Origin of the sequence: Streptomyces sp. ISL-43 (assembly GCF_018614195.1) — a bacterium.
In the GTDB taxonomy this organism is placed as follows: Bacteria; Actinomycetota; Actinomycetes; order Streptomycetales; family Streptomycetaceae; genus Streptomyces.
This window is the reverse complement of the sequence record NZ_JAGGOT010000023.1, coordinates 222,604-241,277: the sequence shown is the minus strand read 5'-3', so window position 1 is coordinate 241,277 and position 18,674 is coordinate 222,604. Positions and strand designations below refer to the sequence as shown.

The window sequence follows — 18,674 nt, the reverse complement described above, 5'->3', positions numbered from 1 at the left end:
CCTTCTGTGCGCTGTACACCCGGTCCCTCCCCTGATTCCGGGGTCTGGATGACCCCTCACCCAGTACTTGGCCAAAGCCTCACCAAGCGTTTCATCCGGCCTCGGGCGACCGTACGCCCGACCGGGTGAGCGCCACGGCACGGCCGACCCGGGTGGGCGATTTGTCATACCAGGCATGGCAGCATCGGCCGCCTGGAGGTGACCACATGTCACGTCGACGTCGGCGTCGGCTGCTTCACGCCGCCTGCATCGCCGCAGCCCTCGTCACGGCCGGACCGATCCCCGGCGCCGCCCAAGCCGAGCCCGCAGCACCCGCAGCACCCGCAGCACCCGCCGCACCCGAAGCACCCGAAGCACCCGCCGAGCCCAACGCGGCCGCCGCCCCCGCCGCCCCCGCCGAGCCCGTCGGCGTGCTCCTCACCCGCCTCCAAGGCCTCTACCAGCAGGCCGAGCAGGCCGCCGAGGCCTACAACGCCACCGAGAGCGCGCTCACCGCCCGCCAAGGCGAGGAGCGGCGGCTCAGTACCGAGCTCGGGAAGGCCCGTACGGCCGTCGGCGACGCCCAGGCCACCGCCGGCCGGCTGGCGCGCGAGCAGTACAGGGGGGCCCGGGGCTTCTCCCCGTACGCCCGGATGCTGTTCGCCGGGGACCCGCAGAGCGCCCTGGACCAGCGCCGGATCGCCGACCGCGAGGGTGCCCGGCGGGCCGCCGCGCTGCACCGGCTGGCCCGGGGCGAGCAGCGGGCCGACGCCCTCGCCACCGCCGCCCGCAAGGCCCTGGACTCCGAGCAGAAGCTGGCCGCCGAGACGAAGAAGCGCAAGGACGAGGCCGCGAGCCGGCTCAAGGATGTCGAACGGACGCTCGCTTCGCTCACCCCCGGCCAGCTCGGCGAGCTCGGCACGCGCGAAGCCGAGGACACCGCCGCCGCGCAGCGGGCGCTGGTGGAATCGGGGAAGCTCGGCGCGCAGTCCCGTAATCCCACTGCGGCCGGCGGCACGGCCCTCACGTACGCGACGGCCCAGATCGGGAAGCCGTACGTCTGGGGCGCCGAGGGCCCGGCGTCCTTCGACTGTTCCGGGCTGACCTCGCAGGCCTGGGCGCATGCCGGGCGGACCATCCCCCGGACGAGTCAGGAGCAGTGGGCCCAGCTGCCGAGGGTGCCCCTCGACAAGCTCCGTCCCGGCGACCTGGTGGTGTACTTCCCGACCGCCACGCACGTGGCCCTGTACGTCGGCGACGGCAAGGTGATCCAGGCACCCCGCCCGGGCACGAAGGTCAAGGTCTCGCCGATCGCCGCGAATCCGCTGCTCGGCGCGGTACGGCCCGACCCGGACGGGGCGCCGCTGTCCGACTTCACCCCGCCGGAGCTGCCCGACTCCCAGGCGGCCGCGGCGGGGGACGACACCGGCTACGCGGAGGCCGAAGCCCCCACGGGCGAAGCCCCCGCGGCCGAGGCCGAGGAAGCCGAGCCCGAGGAAGCGGAGGCCCCCGCGACCTCCGCGAGGTAATCGGCCGCGTCCTCGGGGTCGTAGAAGTACGCGTCGAAGTCGGCCGGGTTGTCGAAGCCATTGGCGAAACGGTCCGCCACCGGCTGGAGCTGCCCGGCCGCGCCGATCAGGTTCAGCACGTGCTCCGGCGGGACGCCGAGCATGGCGTTCGTCCACTGGGTCACGGGCTTGCCCGAGGTGAACCAGTACTTGTCGAAGGTGGCCTTCATCCACGCCTCGTCGAACGGGTTGTCCCCGTGCATGAGGATCGACGAGAGGTACGAGGCCGCGCACTTGGCGGCGGAGTTCGAGCCCTGCCCGGTGATCGGGTCGTTGGCGACCACCACGTCCGCGACGCCCAGCACCAGGCCGCCGCCGGGCAGCCGCCCGATCGGGTTGCGGACGACGGGCGCGTACCGGCCGGCGAGCGTGGCGCCCGCGTCCGTCAGCTCCGCCTTCGTCGCCCGGGCGTACTCCCAGGGCGTGAACCTCTCCATCAGTTCCAGCGTCAGCGCCAGGTGCTCGGCCGGGTCCCGCACGCCGTTGAACACGTCCAGCGGACCGCCCGGGATCCCCTCCCAGAACAGGATGTCGGCCCGCCCGGAGGTGGTCAGCGTCGGCATGACGAACAGCTCGCCGACGCCGGGGACCAGGTTGCAGCGCACGGCCTCCGTGTCCGGGTGCTCGGGGCGCGGACCGAGCCCGTGCACGTAGCTGACCGCGAGCGCGCGCTGCGGGGCGTCGTACGGGGAGCGGGCCGCGTTCCGGCCGAACAGCGAGACGAGCTCGCCCTTGCCGGCCGCGACCAGCACCAGGTCGTAGGTGCGCGCGAAGAAGTCGAGGTCGGAGACGGACGCGCCGTGGATGACGAGCTGGCCGCCGCGCTGCGCGAAGGTGTCCAGCCAGCCGGACATCTTCACGCGCTGGTCGACGGACTGGGCGTGGCCCTTCAGCTTGCCCAGCCAGTCGATGGCGCGGCCGGCGTCGGGGGTGGCGACGGAGACGCCCAGGCCCTCGATCTTCGGGGCCTGCCGCTCCCAGAAGTTCAGCTGGAGGTCCCGCTCGTGCTGGAGCGCCGTGTCGAACATGCACTGGGTGGACATGACCCGCCCGGTGCGGATCTCGTCCGCCGTCCGGTTGGACATGAGGGTGACCTCGTACCCCTTCGACTGGAGTCCGAGGGCGAGCTGGAGGCCGGACTGGCCGGCGCCGACGACGAGTATCTTGCGCATCTCACGTTCTCGATTCGCTCTGTACGGGGGCGTTGCGGGTAACGGGCACCCAAGGAGGACCGCGGCCGCGGAACTGTCGGATCTATTCGGGCGTGGCGTCGAGCGCGTGCGCGACGAGCGTCAGCAGCGACTCGACCACCGTGACCCGGCTCCGCGCGTCCATGATCACGACAGGTACGCGCGCCGGTACGGTCAGCGCCTCCCGCACGTCCTCGGGCTCGTACGAGCGCGTGCCCTCGAAGTGGTTGACGGCGACGGCGTACGGCAGCCCGCAGCTCTCGAAGTAGTCCAGGGCCGGGAAGCAGTCGCGCAGCCGGCGGGTGTCGGCGAGCACGATCCCGCCGATGGCGCCGCGCACCAGGTCGTCCCACATGAACCAGAAGCGCTCCTGGCCGGGCGTCCCGTACACGTACAGGACGAGGTCGTCGTCGAGCGTGACGCGTCCGAAGTCCATGACCACGGTGGTGGTGTGCTTGTCCGGGGTGGAGGTCAGGTCGTCGGTGGGCACGCTGGCCTCGGTCATCAGCGATTCGGTGCGCAGCGGCGCGATCTCCGAGACGGACCCGACGAAGGTGGTCTTGCCGACGCCGAACCCGCCCGCCACCAGCACCTTGACGGCGACGGGCGCGCGCGAGCGGTCGTACTGCCAGGGCTGTACGGGCTCGGCCGCCGTGGCGGAGGTGCCGACACCGGAGTCAGGAGCGATCTCGGTACCGGTTTCAGAGACGGCGGAGCCCACTGAGCACCCTTTCGAGCAGCGCGCGGTCGGGGCGGCCGGCAGCGTGCCCCGTCCCGTAGACGCGGATCCTTCCCTGGTCGGCGAGGTCGCTGACCAGGACGCGGACCACACCGAGCGGCAGCTTCAGCAGCGCGGCGATCTCGGCGATCGTGCGCATGCGGCGGCAGACCTCGACGATCGCCGGCATCTCGGGCATCCGGTCGGGCTTCTGCGGCTCGGACGCCCTGGTCTCGAGGGCGGCGACGAAGGTCTCGACGTTCAGGACCTGTGTGAAGCGGGTGCGGCCGCCCGTGAGGGAGTACGGGCGTACACGGGCGGGACGGCGGTCGGCGCCGCGTATCGGCAGCCGGTCGGAGGCCGGACTCCTCACGGGGTGTTCTCCATCGACTGGCGCAGCTCACTGCGGACTTCGGGGGTCAGGACGTGGCCGGCGCGGCCCACGAACAGGGCCATGTGGTAGGCGACGACGCTCATGTCGCAGTCCGGCGTGGCGTGCACTCCGAGGAGCGAGCCGTCGCTGACGGACATGACGAAGACGGCGCCGTTCTCCATGGCCACCATGGTCTGCTTTACCGCGCCGCCGTCCATCAGGGCGGCCGCGCCCGTGGTGAGCGAGCCGAGGCCGGAGACGATGGTGGCGAGGTCGGCGGAGGCGCCGCGCGGGCCCCTGGGGCGGGCGGCGGCGGGCGTGTCGGGTGCCACCGGGTCGGAGGAGAGCAGCAGGAGCCCGTCCGAGGACACGACGGCCACGGAGTTGACCCCGGGCACCTCCTCGACGAGGTCGGTCAGCAGCCACTGAAGGTTGCGGGCCTGGGTGCTCAGTCCGTACGTACTGGGCGCGGTCATGTGCGTGCCTCCTGTGCGGTGTCCCCCCGGTCGGTCTGCCCCTGGTCGTGCCGTCGGTCCTGCGCGAGCTCCGCCTCGACGACGCGCCGGCCGTCCTGGGCACCCCGGTAGAACCCGCCGAGGCGGCGGCGCAGCTCGTCGGCGTCCACGCGGCGCGGCTCGGGGGGTACGTCGCCTCCCCGGCCGGCGGCCACCACGCGGGGGGTCCGCTTCGGGAGGCCCTTGTCGGTGAGCTCCTCGGCGGGCTCCTCGGCGGGTACGGGTGCCTCGGCCGGGGCCCGCACGGTGAACACCTGCTCGGCGGGCACCTCGGCGGGGGCCGGGACCCGGAACACCTGCTCGGCGGGCACCTCGGCCTGCGGCGGGACCCGGAACACCTGCTCGGCGGGGATCTCCCCGGGGGCCGACACCCGGAACACCTGCTCCGTGGGCGGCAACTGGCCGGCCTGGGGTGCGAACGCCGCCGGAGCGGGCTCCGGGACCACCCTGGCCAGCAGCTCCTCGCCCGGCTCGCCGGCCGGCGCGTGGGCGGGCTCGGGCTCGTGGGCCGATGCCGGCTCGTGGGCCGACGCGGGCTCGTAGGCCGACGCGGGCTCGTACGCCGACGCGGGCTCGGGCTCGTGGGCCGGCGGCGTCTCGGGGGACGGCTCCGGGTCGCGGGCCCAGGCCGGCTGGTGCGCGGGCTCCGCCTCGGGCGATGCCCCGGCGGCCACCCCCGGCTCGGGGGACACGGCCGGCTCCGGCTCGAACCCCGGTTCCGGCCAGGCCGAAGCCTCCGGATCCGGCGCGGCGGCGGGCGCGGCCAGGCCCCGTACCCGTGAGGGCAGCGTGTTCTCGTTGGCCTCCGCGATCACACCGGGCAGGTGCAGCGCGGGCGCGCCCGGCGTGCCCAGGGTGTGTACCGGCGAGACCGGCGGGGTGGCGGGCAGGAGCGCCGCCGGTACGACGACCAGGGCCTCCGTACCGCCGTGCCGCGGGGCCCGCAGCTCCGCCGTCACTCCGTGCCGGGCCGCGAGCCGCCCGGCCACGTACAGGCCGAGGCCCAGGCCGTGTTCCGACTCGGGCTCCTCGTCGTACGCCTCCGGCGTGGCCAGCCGCTCGTTGAGCGTGGCCAGCCGGTCCCCGGTGACGCCGATGCCCTCGTCCACGACGGACAGCACCACGTCACCGGAGTCGAGCAGCCAGCCGGACACCTTCACCTCGGCGTCCGGCGGCGAGAAGGTCGTCGCGTTCTCCAGCAGCTCCGCGAGCACGTGCGAGATGTCGTCGGCGGCGTGCCCGGCGACCTGCGTGTACGAGGGCAGCGCCCCGAGGTCGACGCGCTCGTAGCGCTCGATCTCGCTGACCGCCGCCCGCATGACGTCGACGAGCGGCACGGGCAGGCCCTGCCCGTGGCCGTGCTCCTGGCCGGCGAGGACGAGCAGGTTCTCGTTGTGGCGGCGCATCACGGTCGCCAGGTGGTCGAGCTTGAAGAGGGTGGAGAGCCGGTCCGGGTCCGGTTCCTCGGACTCCAGCTCCTCGATGACGGCGAGTTGGCGTTCGACGAGCCCCAGGGTCCGCAGCGACAGCGACACGGACGTGGTCGACATGATGCGGCGGTGCTCCTCCAGCCCCGCCCGCAGCTGCGACAGTTCGTCCTCCAGGGCTTCCCGGCCCGTGGAGAGCGCCTCGTTGCGGCCGATGATGCGGCGCCGGTCTGCGTCGAGTCCGGCGATCCGGGTGTGCAGGGAGACCGTCTGGTCCCGTACCGCGTTGAGGTTGCGCACGACTTCGGCGAACTCGTCGTTGCGGCCGGTGAACCGGACCGGTTCCACCGAGCCCTCCGGGGTCGCCAGCCGCGCCGCGCCGCGCCGCAGGACCGACAGCGGACGGGTCAGCGAACGGGCGATGGCGGTGGAGATGCCGATGGTGACCAGGAACAGCACGCCGAGGAAGGCCAGCAGGGTCTCCAGCGCGGTCACGTCGTCGTCGCGCAGCGCGGCGAGCGCGGTGGCGCGCTGGCCGGCGAGGGTGGCCTCGACCGTGCGCATCCGGTCGAGGCGGGCGGTCAGGGCCGATCCGACGGTGCCGGCGTCGAGTTTGCGGTCGGCGCTGGAGAGGGTAGGCCGGTCGGTGAGCCGCTTGAGGAAGTCGTCGGCGGTCTTGACCTCGGGACCGGTGACGGTGGCGGCGAGGGTCTGGCGTACGTCGGGCCGCGCGGCCCGCGCGAAGTCGTCGAGGGCGCCCTGCTCCCGTACGCGCGCCCGCTGGGCGGCGCCGGTGAGCTCGTCGACGGCGGCGACGCCGGGGGGCTGCTCGCCGCGGGGGACGGCCAGCGCGGCGAGCAGCAGTCCGCGGGTGGCGGAGGCCTGTTCCACGGCCTGGCCGAGGGGGGCCAGCGGGCGGGTGGTGACGAGGGCGTCCCCGGCGCGCGGCGGGGTCAGCTCGGCGAGCCGGCCGCCCGGTACGAGGACTTCGGCGATGACGCCGGAGTAGGCCTGGTGGGCGGCCAGCGGGCTGCCCTTGCCTTCGAGGGCCTCGGTGCGGACGGCGCGGATCCGGCCGAGGGCGCGGGCGAGCTGCTCTCCGGCGTCGGGCTGGACCTCGCCGAGCTGCCGGTCGGTGCCCGCCGTGCGCTCCTGGACGGCTGCCTGCGCGCCCTGGGGCCCGCCGGGGCGGCCCTTGGCCACGTACTCGGTGACGGCGTCGCGCTCGTCGCCGAGCAGGTGGGCGAGGGTGAGGGTCTGGCGGCTCTGCTCGGCGAGGGTGACCAGGTGCTGGGAGTCCTTGAGGTCCGCCGAGGCGGAGACGACGGCGGGCGCGCCGGCCGCGAGGACTGCGAGCCCGGCCACGGCGACGCCGACGACCAGCCTGCTGCGCACGCGGACGCGGCGTCCGGCGGGGGCGGTCGCGGTGCCCGGAGCGCCGGTGGCTGGTCGGTCGGGTGCGGTGCCGTCGGGGGCGGTGCCGTTCGCGACGGTTCCGTTCTTCCGAGGCCGCTTCTTCTGCACCGGTGCTCGCAATCCTGTGTACGTGTGCTGCTCGTGTTACGTGTGCTGCTCGTGCTCGTCCACTCGTGTGGCCGAGGTGTCGGCCGGTCGACGGGTGAACGCCCCCGCCCCGGCCGTACCGCCGCTCCGTGCCGCCGTACCGCCTCAGACCATCGCAGCGAGTTGGGGAGAGAGCCGTACATCGCCCACCCGGCCACACGAAGGAGTGAACAGTACGGAGGAGTTGGCGACCAACTCGGCGACCGGGTGTCAGGGCACGGCCGTGGACGGGTGGTTGAAAGATCGATGCGGCTTTTGACAGGATGCCCGCCCACATACCGGCGGTCACCCCACGGGCCACAAGGATCGACTATCGCCCCACCCGCCCCACTCTCCCCCCATTGGTCCGTACTTTGCCCGGGCCGTCCCGCCGCTCCGGCACCCCCTGCGGGCAGAATGCCCGCATGCGCATCGATCTCGCCTCGGCACCCGGCAGCCCGGAACGCCCCAACGAGGACTGGCTGTCGGCCGCGGTGCCCGCATCGGGCGGCGGGGTCCTGGTCGCCCTCGACGGGGTCACCCCGCCGCCGGGCGACGTCGGATGCGCGCACGGAGTGCCGTGGTTCACGGCCCGGCTCGGGGGCCGATTGACCGAACTGTCCGGATCGCGGCGGGACATGCCGCTCGACCACGTCCTGGCGGAGGCCATCGGCGCCACCGCCGACGCCCACCGCGGCAGCTGTGACCTTTCTCACGCGCGGACCCCGCAGGCGACCGTGGTCGTGGTGCGGTGGGACGAGTCCTGCGTCGAACACCTGGTGCTCTCGGACTCCGTACTCCTCCTCCAGGCGCCCGGAGGCGAGGTGAGCGCGGTCCTCGACGACCGGCTGGACCTGATCCCGCGCGAGCGGCTGCGTACGGAGGCCTCGGCGGACCTGCTGCGCAACGCGGAGGGCGGCTTCTTCACCGCCGCCGCGGACCCGGCGGTGTCGGCCCGCGCGGTGACCGGGCGCACGCCGCGCGCGGGGGTGCGGGCGGTGGCGGCGCTCACGGACGGGGCGAGCAGGTGGACCGACACGTTCGGGGAGGGCGACTGGGCCGAGTGCCTGGCGGTCCTGCGCAAGGAGGGCGCGCGGTCCCTGATCGAGCGCGTGCGGGCCCTGGAGACGGACCCGGACCGCGCGCACTCGCGCGGAAAGCGGCACGACGACGCGTCGGCGGTGTACGCGGAGCTGTAGCCCGACGGCGCTTCGGCGGTGCACGCGGAGCTGTGGCGGCCGGCTCCGGGGCGGGTGCGGCGGGGCCTGCCGACCGGCTACTCCACGCCCGCGTTCAACTGGTTCAGCAGCCGGGCCAGTTCCGCCACTTCCCCGCGGTCCCAGTCCGCGAGCTTGCGCATGTACTGCTCGCGGCGGGCGCCCCGGACTCGCAGGAAGCGCTCGCGCCCCTCCTCCGTGAGCCCGACGAGGAAGGCCCGGCCGTCCGCCGGGTCCGGCTCGCGGGCCACGAGGCCCAGGACCTCCAGGGCCCGCAGCTGCCGGCTCATCGTGGCCTTGCCGACCCCGAAGTACGCGGCGAGCTCGGTCGCCCGCTGCCGCCCGGCGGCCTCCAGGCGTACGAGGAGCCCGTACGCGGCCGGTTCCAGCTCCGGGTGCAGGGCGCGTGCCATCTCCCCGGAAGAGGCGCGGGCGCGCCGGAGGAAGACGGACAGCTCCCGCTCCAGGGCCAGGAACTCCTGATCTTCGCTCCCGTGCACGTCCCGCTCCTTCGGTGGTGGGTGGGACACCAGTATTTCGCAGCGGGTGCGCCGCGGGCCCGGGGCCCCGCCGGAGCGGGATCCCGGGCCCGCCCTCAGGCGGCCGCGGTCACCGGGACCGCGTCGGCGACGAGGGCCAGCTCCAGGACCTGGCGTACATCCGTTACCGGGTGCACCTCCAGCCCCTCCAGCACCTCGGCCGGGACATCGTCCAGGTCGGCCTCGTTGCGCTTCGGGATGATCACGGTGGTCAGCCCGGCCCGGTGCGCGGCCAGCAGCTTCTGCTTGACCCCGCCGATCGGCAGCACCCGCCCGGTCAGCGAGACCTCGCCGGTCATCGCCACGTCCGTGCGGACCTGCCGCCCGGACAGCAGCGAGGCCAGCGCCGTCGTCATCGTGATGCCCGCGCTCGGGCCGTCCTTCGGCACCGCGCCCGCCGGGAAGTGGATGTGCACGCCCCGGTCCTTCAGGTCTGCGACCGGCAACTCCAGCTCGGCCCCGTGCGAGCGCAGGAAGCTGAGCGCGATCTGCGCCGACTCCTTCATCACGTCACCGAGCTGGCCGGTCAGCGTGAGCCCGGCCGCGCCCGTCTCGGGATCGGCCAGCGAGGCCTCCACGAACAGGACGTCGCCCCCGGCCCCGGTCACGGCCAGACCGGTGGCCACACCGGGCACGGCCGTACGCCGCTCGGACGGATCCTGCGCGGACTCCGGTACGTGGTGCGGCCGCCCGATGAGCCCCCGCAGCTCCCCGGCGCCGATCCGGTACGGCAGCTCCCGCTCGCCCAGCTCGTGCTGGGAGGCCACCTTGCGCAGCAGCCGGGCGATGGAACGCTCCAGGGTGCGCACGCCCGCCTCGCGGGTGTACTCCCCCGCCAGCTTGCGCAGCGCGTCCTCCTCCAGGACCACTTCCTCGGCGCCCAGGCCGGTGCGCTCCAGCTGCCGGGGCAGCAGGTGGTCGCGGGCGATGACGACCTTCTCGTCCTCGGTGTAGCCGTCCAGGCGCACCAGCTCCATGCGGTCGGCGAGGGCCTCCGGGATGGCCTCCAGCACGTTCGCCGTGGCGAGGAACACCACGTCGCTCAAGTCCAGCTCCACCTCCAGGTAGTGGTCCCGGAAGGTGTGGTTCTGGGCCGGGTCGAGGACCTCCAGCAGCGCCGCCGCCGGGTCCCCCCGGAAGTCGGAGCCGACCTTGTCGATCTCGTCGAGGAGGACGACCGGATTCATGGACCCGGCCTCCTTGATCGCCCGTACGATCCGGCCGGGCAGCGCTCCCACGTACGTACGCCGGTGCCCGCGGATCTCGGCCTCGTCGCGGACGCCGCCGAGGGCCACGCGGACGAACTTGCGCCCCATGGCGTGCGCGACGGACTCCCCGAGGGAGGTCTTGCCCACCCCGGGCGGGCCCACGAGCGCGAGCACGGCACCGCCCCTGCGCCCGCCGACGACGCCCATCCCGCGCTCGGAGCGCCGCTTGCGCACCGCCAGGTACTCGGTGATGCGGTCCTTCACGTCGCTCAGCCCGGCGTGCTCCGCGTCCAGTACGGCCCGGGCGCCCCGGATGTCGTACTCGTCCTCGGTCCGCTCGTTCCAGGGCAGTTCGAGGACGGTGTCCAGCCAGGTGCGGATCCAGGACCCCTCGGGGGACTGGTCGCTGGAGCGCTCCAGCTTGTCGACTTCCTTGAGCGCGGCCTCCCGTACGTTCTCGGGCAGGTCGGCGGCCTCGACCCGGGCCCGGTAGTCGTCGGACTCCTCCCCCTCCTTCTCCCCGCCCAGCTCGCGCAGTTCCTTGCGCACGGCCTCCAACTGCCGCTTCAGCAGGAACTCCCGCTGCTGCTTGTCGACGCCGTCCTGGACGTCCTTGGCGATGGACTCGGCCACGTCCTGCTCGGCGAGGTGGTCGCTGAGCGCCTTCACCGCGAACCGCAGCCGCGCCACGGGATCCGCGGTCTCCAGCAGTTCGACCTTCTGCGCCACGCTCAGGAAGGGCGAGTACCCGGAATTGTCCGCGAGCGCCCCCACCCCCTCGATCTGCTGCACCCGGTCCACGACCTGCCAGGCACCGCGCTTCTTGAGCCAGCTGGTGGCGAGCGCCTTGTACTCCTTGACGAGCTCGGCGACGGCCCCGGGCAGCGGATCCGGGACGGCCTCGTCCACGGTCTCCCCCTCGACCCAGAGCGCGGCCCCGGGCCCGGTGGTCCCGGCCCCGATACGGACCCGCCCGCGCCCCCGGATCAGCGCCCCCGGATCACCGTCCGACAGCCGTCCCACCTGCTCGACGGTCCCCAGCACCCCGGTCCCGGCGTACTTCCCGTCGACCCGCGGCACGAGCAGCACCTGCGGCTTCCCGCCAGCCGCGGCGGCCTGCGCGGCCTCCACGGCGCCTCGCACCTCGGCATCGGACAGGTCCAGCGGAACGACCATCCCAGGCAGCACGACCTCGTCGTCGAGCGGCAACACGGGCAGGGTGAGCGTTACGGACGTCGAAGCCATGATCTTCCCTCCGGCAGTGAAGTTGAGCTATGCCGACTCAATGCATGTGCGCGCCCCAATGTTCCCCAACCCCCGTTCGCCCGGGGCGAACACCGTCAGGAGGTGGCCGTCCGGTGCCGGCCGACCGCACGGGAAGCGCCGATGGACCACGCGGACGGGCGAAAGGAGGACGAGCCGCCGGCCGCCGGCCGCGGCCGCTGTCAGTAGGCGCTACCAGTGGCCGCTGTCACGATGCCCGGACATCACCACGAGCAGGAGAGACGCATGGGCACCTGGGACGTCGGCCCCTTCGACAACGACACCGCGGCGGACTTCTCCGGCGGCCTCGACGAGGCACCCGAGGACGAGCGGGAGGGCATCATCCGGAGCGCACTCGTCCGCACCATCGGCACCCGGGACCACCTCGACCAGGACATGGCGGTGGAGGCGGTCGCCGCGGCAGCACTCGTTGCCGCGCAATGCCCGGGGGGTGAGCCCGTGACCACGCCCTACGGCCCCGACCTGCCCGTCCCTCAGCTCTCCGCCGACCTGCGCGAACTCGCCGTCCAAGCCCTCGACCGCGTGGTCACCGAGCCCTCCGAACTCATGGAGCTCTGGGGCGAAACCGACGCGGACGGCCCCTGGCGGGAGACCATCGCCCGGCTCCGAATCCCTCTCCTGCCGGATCCCGTTCGAATAGAGGCACAGGCCGTCCGGTCGGGCATACGGACCGGCATCACCCCGCTCCTCCAGGTCCCATGACCCGACGATGCGGCGGGCTCTCCGGCCGCGTCGACGAAGAACGCGATCCGAGCACGCGTCCTGGCGGCCGATTCCCGGCAATGTCCCAGTTCGGGGGCCCCGGCGGGGCGTTGGTCTCGGGCCGGGCCTACGATCACCGCATGTACGTGGAGGGCATTGGGGTCAATGAGCAGCGCGAATGGATCATCCGGAACTCGAAGGGCAGGAAGTTCGTCTACGACTCCGCCGCCGAGGCCTTCGGAGAGCTCGACGAGTACGGGCCGGGCGCGACCGTGCTCACCCGCCGGATTTCCCGGGGGATGTTCCGGAAGAAGCCGATAGAGGACTGGCAGGTCGTCGAGAGCTTCTAGCGCGGGAGTTCCGGCGGCGGGCTCCGCAGGCGAACTCCGGGGCCGGACTCCGGCGGCGAACTCCGGGGCCGGACTCCGGCGGCGAACTCCGGGGCCGGACTCCGGCGACGGACTTCGGGGACGGACCGTTCAGACCGCCGAGATCCGGATGTCGCCCGACGTCGTCTCCACCGCGAGGCGGGCCGTGGCGGACGGGTCCGTGGGAAGCGTGATGTCGCGCTCGCCGGAGGTCGTGGAGACGTCGAGGGCGTACGGAGCCGAGGGAAGCTTCAACTGGGCGTTGCCCGAGCTGGTTTCCACGGCGACCGAGCTCGGGGCCTTCGCGAAGGCCAGGCGGACGTCACCCGAGTCGGAACGGGCGTCCACACCGGCTCCGGCCAGGTTCTCGGCGGCGATAGCACCTGAGGACGTACGGACCTTCAGCGGGCCGGCGATCCGGTCCGCCCGGACGGAGCCGGAGGAGGTCTCGACGTCGGCCGCGGCCACCCCCGCGACGGTGATGCCGCCGCTGCTGCTGTCGAGCCTGACCGTGGCGGAGGCCGGCACCTCCAGCTGGTAGTCGACGGAACACCGGCCGGAGCAACCGCCGTTCGTGAGGATCAGCACGCCGTCCACGACCCGCTGGGCGGGCTCGGGCACGGCATCGCCCCGGTAGTGGACGGTGCGGCGTACGGCAACGCCCGGGCCGGTACCCGCGGCCACCTCGATGGAGCCGCTGCGGGCGTCCGACACGTCGACGGCGGTGACGGCCTCGGCCACCGTGGTGTCGGCGCTCGCCGTCTTGCCCCGGTCTCCGGAGGAGTCGAAGGAGCAGCCGGTGAGCAGCAGCCCGGCGGCGAGGGCCGCGGCAGTGCAAGCGGCGGCGGCGGTGCGCGAAGGCGACTTCGTGGTCATGTACCCGATCGTGCCGCTCCGGACAGCCGCGCGGCATGGTGCCCGTGCCAGGATCCGGGTGGGGTTAACCCCCGGCCGCCGCGCGTAGGCGCGACGCGGCGGCCTGGCGTCCGTACGCGCTGCCACCGCCCCGCCCCGGAGCCCCGGCCTCCGGCGCGAACGCGGCGACGGACAGCCCGTGTCCCTGAAGCTCCGCCCGGCGGGCGGCACCGAGTCGGCGGTGCCCCGGCATCAGCTTCCCTGGACGACGGGCCGGTCCGGTGACGGCATGCCCCACTCGCTCCAGGAGCCGTCGTACACCGCGAGTTCCCGGTAGCCGGCGAGGTCTGCGCCGAGCGCGAGGACACAGGCGGTGACACCCGACCCACAGCTGAAGTAGAGCCGCTCCCGCTCCCCCGCCACCGCCCCGAAGGCCGTACGGAGTTCGGCGGCGGGGCGCATCAGGCCGTCGGGGCCCTGGAGTTCGCCGAAGGGGAGGTTGGCCGCGCCCGGCATGTGTCCGCCGCGCAGGCCCGGGCGGGGTTCGGGAGCCGCGCCGGCGAAGCGCTCGCGGGTACGGGCGTCGAGTACCGCGGCCGCCGGGTCGGCCAGGGCCGCCGAGACGGTGGCCGCGTCCACCAGCAGTCCGGCCCGGGGCCGGGCGGTGAAGGTGCCGCGCGGGCCCTCGTACGCCGGTCCTTGCTCCTCCGACGTCCGCCCGGCGGCGAGCCACGCGGGCAGCCCGCCGTCGAGGACGGCGACGCGGTCGAAGCCCATGGCGCGCAGCATCCACCAGGCGCGGGCGCTGGAGTAGAGGCCGGCGCCGTCGTACGCGACGACCGTGCTGGTGTCGTCGACGCCCAGGGCCCGCATGGCTTCGGCGAAGTCGGCCGCGCCCGGCATGGTGTGCGGGGCGGCGGCGTCGTGGTCGGACAGCACTCCGTCGAGGTCGAAGGGCCGTGCGCCGGGGATGCGTCGGTCCGCGTCGCGGTGGGCGCCGACGGAGGCGTCGAAGACGACCAGTCCGGGCGTGCCGAGGCGCTCCGCGAGCCAGTCGCCGTCGACGAGCGGCCCGGGCGGCGTGAGCGAACGGGAACGAACTGCGGCCATACGGCACCTCCGGCACAGGTCCACGGGCCCGAGACCACCGGCCCCCCGGCCCACCCTCCTACGCCCCGCCCACCGGCCCGTCCCCGGCCCGCCACCTGCCGGACAGCGTGGCCCCGCGCCCGGCGGTGGGGGCCGGCACCGCGCTGCCGGGCCACCGGGCACCCCCCGCAACGCCGCAAGCTGTGGCAACGGCCGCCGCGAGCCCGAAAGGGACGGCCCGCCGTTCTACGGGCAGTTGCCCGGGCGGGCGAAGACGGCCACGCGGGCGCCGCGCAGGGGCGTCACCGAGCACAGGTCGAAGGCGGAGACCAGCGTCTGCCGCTTCACCGCCTCCGCCGGGTAGCCGTCCAGCGGCTGGCCGGCGGGGTCCAGCAGGGCCACCACCCGGTCGACGCCCGGGTCCAGCAGGGCCTCGCGGATCTCCTCCGGCGTCCGCTCCACGCCCTGGAGGCTCCGCGAAGCCTCCGGGGTCCGGGACAGGGCGAGGTCGCGCAGGGACGCGTAGAGCTCCGGCGAGGACAGGACCCACTCGCGCCGCCGCGCGGGCAGGAACAGCACCGCGTCGCCCGGGCGCGCGCGCTCGCGGACGGCCGCGGCCACGGCGAGGACGTCGTCCTTGCGGCTCTCCGGGGTGCGCAGCCACGCCGACCAGAGCGCGGCGGGGACGAGGAGGGCCGCGATCAGCAGCCACGGCCACCACCCCCGCGCCCCCGCGAGCCGTACCCCGGCGAGGAGGGCCAGGCCCGCGAGCGCGTAGAGGACGTACCGGTCGACGTACCAGGGGTGCACCAGTGAGACCGCCAGCAGCAGCCCGGGCGGCAGCAGGGCCAGCGGCAGCGCCACCCGTACGAGTTCCCGCGCGGCCCCCCGGGAGAGGAGCAGCGCGGCGGCCGCGAGGACCCCGTACGCCGCCCAGTCCTGCCAGCTCGGCCGCCCGAGCCAGCCCAGCTGCTGCTGCGCCTGCCGCGCGCTGACCAGGGCGAGCGGCAGCAGCGCGGCCACCACGGCCCCGGCGGCGAGCCGCCAGCCGCGCGAACGCCACGCGGTGAACGCGTGCGCGGGCAGCGCCAGTACGGCGAACTCGTGCAGCCAGCACCCCAGCACCAGCACCAGGGCGTAGGCGGCCCACCACCGGCGCAGCATCAGGTACGTCGCCCAGACCACGGCCGCGGCGACGAGGGCGTACGAGCGCCCCTCCTGCGCGTACATCTGCACGGGCGGCAGCACGGCGTAGCCGAGCCCGGCGAACAGCGCGGCCCGCCCGGCCCGATCGCCTCGCCCGCTCCCACCCGCCCACCGCCTCCGACCGCCCGCTCCGTCGGGCCCGCCTCGGCCGGCCCGGAGGGACCGCTCCCCTCGACCGCCCTGCTCGCCGGGCTCGGCCCCGTCGGCCCGGTCAGCCCCGTCGACCCCGCCGGCCCCGGCATCCGCGGCACCCCGGCCCGTGCCCTGCGCCACCAGGCGGTGTGCGATCGCGGCCACGCCGGCCGAGGCCAGGGCGGTGGCGGCTACCGACGGAAGGCGCAGGGGCCACAGGGCGGTGGGGTCGGGACCGGTGCCCGACAGCGCGAAGACGGCGTGCATCAGCAGGTAGTACAGGCCGTGGACGGCGTCGACCTGGCCGAGCAGCTCCCACAGGTCGCCGAGCGGCCGGTGCGCGACCTGCCAGGTGACGGACTCGTCGCGCCACATGGAACCGCCGCGCGAGAGACCCCAGAGGCCGAGTACGACGGCGGTGAGCGGCGGCAGCCAGCGCCAAGGGGCGAAGCGGCTGATGTGGGCCTCCGGGTGCTATCCGTGCGGGTTGTGCTGACTCCATACTCGGGGTTCGAGCCGGAATACCTGCGGGGGTGGGGCATGCGAGCGCGTGGATGGCGAGTGGGCTTGGTGACGGCGACCGTGGCTGCGGCCGTGGCGGCGGGCTTGGGCGGGTGCTCGTCCGACGGTGACGGCGGGCCGAAGAACGGGCCGAAGAACGGGGCCTCCCCGACACCGGGCGCGAGCGGCGCTTCCCCGAGTGCGCCGGTCACGGGCACCCCGGCTCCCGGTCAGAGCGAGACCCCGAGCCCGGGCACCGGCGGCACCGGCCCCGCGCCCAGTACGTCCGCGTCCGCTCCCGCGCCGAGCCCCTCACCGCCCGCCTCCGAAGTGACCCTCGTGGCGGTCACCCGTAGCGGCGGCTTCGCCGGGAAGAACAGCACGCTGATCATCAAGAGCGACGGATCGTTCCTGCGGCTCGACACGAAAGCCGCGGTGATCGACACCGACAAGCTCTCGGCGGACGCCCTCGCGAAGCTGCGGACCGCCCTCCAGGAGGCGGACTTCGCCCACCTGCCACGGATCTCCAGGTCCGACCAGCCCGTCGCGGACGGGTTCACCTACGCCTTCCGGCACGGCGGCTACGAGGTCGCCGCCGACCAGAGCAAGCTGCCCAAGCCCCTGGAGAAGGTCCTGAGCGCGCTCCCGCCCTTCAGCCCGAACTAAGGGCTGTCCCGTAGGCCGGCTCTTTCGGATCTTCCGGGGCCCGGCGACGCGCCTCCAGGCCCCGGGGGCCTGGGGGGGTGCCCATGCGGTTGCCTTATCGGCTTGCCGTCGGCGAACCCGGTCGGATAGGAAGCCTGCATGCTTAGAGGCACCAAGGTCGGGCTCAGGGCCCGGCACGAGGACGACATCCCGATCCTGCGGGCCGAGCTCTACGACGACGTGGTCAACTCCGCGCGGGCCGAAGGCCGGCCGTGGCGGCCGATCACGCCCGGCTCGCAGGACTCGCGGCTCGTGGTGGACGACAAGGAGCAGGGGCACGTCCCGTTCTCCGTAGTGGAGCTGGACGGCGGCACGCTGGTCGGCACCGCGGTGCTGTCGAACATCGACAACCACAACCGGTCCGCGCACATCGGCCTCGGACTGCTGCCGTCCTCTCGCGGCAAGGGCTACGGCACCGACGTGGTCGCGGTGCTGTGCCACTACGGTTTCGTCGTGCGCGGCTTGCGGCGGCTGCAGATCGAGACGCTGTCGGACAACGCCGCGATGCTGCGCTCGGCCGAGCGCAACGGCTTCGTCCGCGAGGGCGTGCTGCGCTCCTCGGCCTGGGTGATGGGCGAGTTCCTTGACGAGGTGCTGCTCGGGCTCCTCGTCCAGGACTGGAAGCCGGACCCGAAGGGCTGAGTCTTCCCACGTGCCGAAGCCCGGGCGGCCGTCACGCCGCACGGGCTTCGGCAGACGCGGCTTCAGCCCGGACCAGGCCGGCCGGCCCCGGCCCCCAGCCCCGTCCCCGCCACCGTGATCTCCCGCAGCCGCCGGTCCAGGTACCCCGCCAGCAGGCCCGCCATGTCCACGCCCTCGGGGTCCAGGACCCACTGGATCTGGAACCCGTCCATCACCGCGAGGATCTCGCGGCCGACGGCCTCGCAGTCCGTCCCGGGCCTGACCTCGCCGCCTGCCACGCCCGCCCTCAGCACGCCGACGCTGTAGCCGAGGACCCGGGCGTAGCGCTGCCGGAAGTAGTCGTGCGCGGGGTGGCCCGGGTTCCCGGACTCCCCGACCAGCGTGTTGTACATGCGTACGAGGCCTGGCCGGCGGGCGTTGTCCGCGGCGAGCGCGACGACCGCGGCGAAGTGCGCGGCGACCGGGGGGACCTCCTCGTCCGGTGCGGTGAAGAGCCGGTCCACGTCGTGCTGCTCGCTCTGTGCCAGGACCGACAGCAGCAGGTCTTCCTTGCCCCGGAAGTGGTGCAGCAGGCCGCCCTGGGTGATTCCGCAGTCATGGGCGATCCGGGCCAGCGAGGAGGCGTGGAAGCCCCACTGCGCGAAGTGCTCGACGGCGGTGTCGAGGATCATCCGGCGGCGTGCGTCGCCCACCGCGTAGCCGCCCCGGCCGCCGCGCCCACCGCGGCCGCCCGCCGTCTTCGGGGCCGTGCGGTCCTTGTCCTCTGCCATGCCGAGCAGCCTAGGTCGTCTCTTTCGGATCTTGTCGCCCGGCAAGATCCGAAAGAGACGGCCTAGCTAGATCCCCCACGCACGCCCCCGTCCCCCGGACCCCACCCGCCGCGGCTCGCTCCCGGCCCCCCGAACGGGGTGACC

The 18,674-nt window shown here is 74.1% G+C and carries 17 protein-coding genes; 6 read left to right on the top strand and 11 right to left on the bottom strand.

From position 1 onward, the window contains the following. Nucleotides 1–206: 206 nt before the first annotated feature. The gene (locus tag J7F03_RS14205; RefSeq protein ID WP_214949401.1) at nucleotides 207–1,508 is read left to right on the top strand and encodes a C40 family peptidase; all 1,302 of its coding nucleotides are present in this window, start codon (nucleotides 207–209) and stop codon (nucleotides 1,506–1,508) included. Here J7F03_RS14205 and J7F03_RS14200 read toward each other — a convergent pair. The 5 genes from J7F03_RS14200 to J7F03_RS14180 all read right to left on the bottom strand — a co-directional run bounded on the left by J7F03_RS14200 (nucleotide 1,409) and on the right by J7F03_RS14180 (nucleotide 7,294). Continuing rightward, nucleotides 1,409–2,719 carry a styrene monooxygenase/indole monooxygenase family protein gene (locus tag J7F03_RS14200; protein ID WP_214949400.1) on the bottom strand — a complete coding sequence of 437 codons (1,311 nt, stop codon included), beginning with the start codon at nucleotides 2,717–2,719 and terminating at the stop codon, nucleotides 1,409–1,411. The two genes, J7F03_RS14205 and J7F03_RS14200, sit on opposite strands and share 100 nt — an antisense overlap. A gap of 82 nt (nucleotides 2,720–2,801) precedes the next feature. Beyond that, the gene (locus J7F03_RS14195) at nucleotides 2,802–3,458 is read right to left on the bottom strand and encodes an ATP/GTP-binding protein (RefSeq protein ID WP_374104328.1); all 657 of its coding nucleotides are present in this window, start codon (nucleotides 3,456–3,458) and stop codon (nucleotides 2,802–2,804) included. Further along, a complete protein-coding gene (locus J7F03_RS14190; RefSeq protein ID WP_214949399.1) occupies nucleotides 3,439–3,828 on the bottom strand; it encodes a DUF742 domain-containing protein in 390 nt (129 codons plus the stop codon). Before J7F03_RS14190 ends, J7F03_RS14195 begins: the two co-directional genes overlap by 20 nt. Next, nucleotides 3,825–4,304, bottom strand: coding sequence for a roadblock/LC7 domain-containing protein (locus tag J7F03_RS14185; protein ID WP_214949398.1), 480 nt, complete (start codon nucleotides 4,302–4,304; stop codon nucleotides 3,825–3,827). The genes J7F03_RS14190 and J7F03_RS14185 overlap by 4 nt, the downstream gene beginning before the upstream one ends. Then, entirely contained in the window at nucleotides 4,301–7,294 is a 2,994-nt protein-coding gene (locus J7F03_RS14180) for a nitrate- and nitrite sensing domain-containing protein (RefSeq protein WP_214949397.1), read from the bottom strand. Before J7F03_RS14180 ends, J7F03_RS14185 begins: the two co-directional genes overlap by 4 nt. Before the next feature lie 443 nt (nucleotides 7,295–7,737). On the opposite strand from J7F03_RS14180, the gene J7F03_RS14175 reads away from it, so the two are divergent. Beyond that, nucleotides 7,738–8,511, top strand: coding sequence for a protein phosphatase 2C domain-containing protein (locus tag J7F03_RS14175; RefSeq protein WP_214949396.1), 774 nt, complete (start codon nucleotides 7,738–7,740; stop codon nucleotides 8,509–8,511). 77 nt (nucleotides 8,512–8,588) lie between these two features. On the opposite strand, the gene J7F03_RS14170 is transcribed toward J7F03_RS14175, so the two are convergent. Together J7F03_RS14170 and lon are read right to left on the bottom strand one after the other, a co-directional pair. Then, a complete protein-coding gene (locus J7F03_RS14170; RefSeq protein WP_308379491.1) occupies nucleotides 8,589–9,029 on the bottom strand; it encodes a MarR family transcriptional regulator in 441 nt (146 codons plus the stop codon). A gap of 95 nt (nucleotides 9,030–9,124) precedes the next feature. Next, the gene (lon, locus tag J7F03_RS14165) at nucleotides 9,125–11,521 is read right to left on the bottom strand and encodes an endopeptidase La (protein WP_214949394.1); all 2,397 of its coding nucleotides are present in this window, start codon (nucleotides 11,519–11,521) and stop codon (nucleotides 9,125–9,127) included. Between the two features lie 264 nt (nucleotides 11,522–11,785). On the opposite strand from lon, the gene J7F03_RS14160 reads away from it, so the two are divergent. Continuing rightward, nucleotides 11,786–12,262, top strand: coding sequence for a DUF4259 domain-containing protein (locus J7F03_RS14160; RefSeq protein WP_214949392.1), 477 nt, complete (start codon nucleotides 11,786–11,788; stop codon nucleotides 12,260–12,262). 140 nt (nucleotides 12,263–12,402) lie between these two features. Further along, a complete protein-coding gene (locus J7F03_RS14155) occupies nucleotides 12,403–12,612 on the top strand; it encodes a hypothetical protein (RefSeq protein ID WP_214949390.1) in 210 nt (69 codons plus the stop codon). A gap of 129 nt (nucleotides 12,613–12,741) precedes the next feature. Here J7F03_RS14155 and J7F03_RS14150 read toward each other — a convergent pair whose 3' ends face one another. From J7F03_RS14150 to J7F03_RS14140, 3 genes are all read right to left on the bottom strand, one after another. Next, nucleotides 12,742–13,506, bottom strand: coding sequence for a DUF4097 family beta strand repeat-containing protein (locus J7F03_RS14150; protein ID WP_214949388.1), 765 nt, complete (start codon nucleotides 13,504–13,506; stop codon nucleotides 12,742–12,744). A gap of 231 nt (nucleotides 13,507–13,737) precedes the next feature. Further along, nucleotides 13,738–14,595 carry a sulfurtransferase gene (locus tag J7F03_RS14145; protein ID WP_214949386.1) on the bottom strand — a complete coding sequence of 286 codons (858 nt, stop codon included), beginning with the start codon at nucleotides 14,593–14,595 and terminating at the stop codon, nucleotides 13,738–13,740. Between the two features lie 225 nt (nucleotides 14,596–14,820). Continuing rightward, nucleotides 14,821–16,287, bottom strand: a complete 1,467-nt coding sequence (locus J7F03_RS14140) for a hypothetical protein (protein ID WP_214949384.1) — start codon at nucleotides 16,285–16,287, stop codon at nucleotides 14,821–14,823. Between the two features lie 465 nt (nucleotides 16,288–16,752). Between J7F03_RS14140 and J7F03_RS14135 the strand changes: the two genes are divergently transcribed. Then, nucleotides 16,753–17,079, top strand: a complete 327-nt coding sequence (locus J7F03_RS14135; protein WP_214949382.1) for a protealysin inhibitor emfourin — start codon at nucleotides 16,753–16,755, stop codon at nucleotides 17,077–17,079. A gap of 138 nt (nucleotides 17,080–17,217) precedes the next feature. Further along, on the top strand, nucleotides 17,218–17,760 hold the full coding sequence (locus J7F03_RS14130) for a GNAT family N-acetyltransferase (protein ID WP_214949380.1): 543 nt from the start codon (nucleotides 17,218–17,220) through the stop codon (nucleotides 17,758–17,760). A 62-nt stretch (nucleotides 17,761–17,822) separates the two neighbouring features. Here J7F03_RS14130 and J7F03_RS14125 read toward each other — a convergent pair whose 3' ends face one another. Beyond that, nucleotides 17,823–18,530 carry a TetR/AcrR family transcriptional regulator gene (locus J7F03_RS14125; RefSeq protein WP_214949379.1) on the bottom strand — a complete coding sequence of 236 codons (708 nt, stop codon included), beginning with the start codon at nucleotides 18,528–18,530 and terminating at the stop codon, nucleotides 17,823–17,825. Between the last annotated feature and the right edge of the window lie 144 nt (nucleotides 18,531–18,674).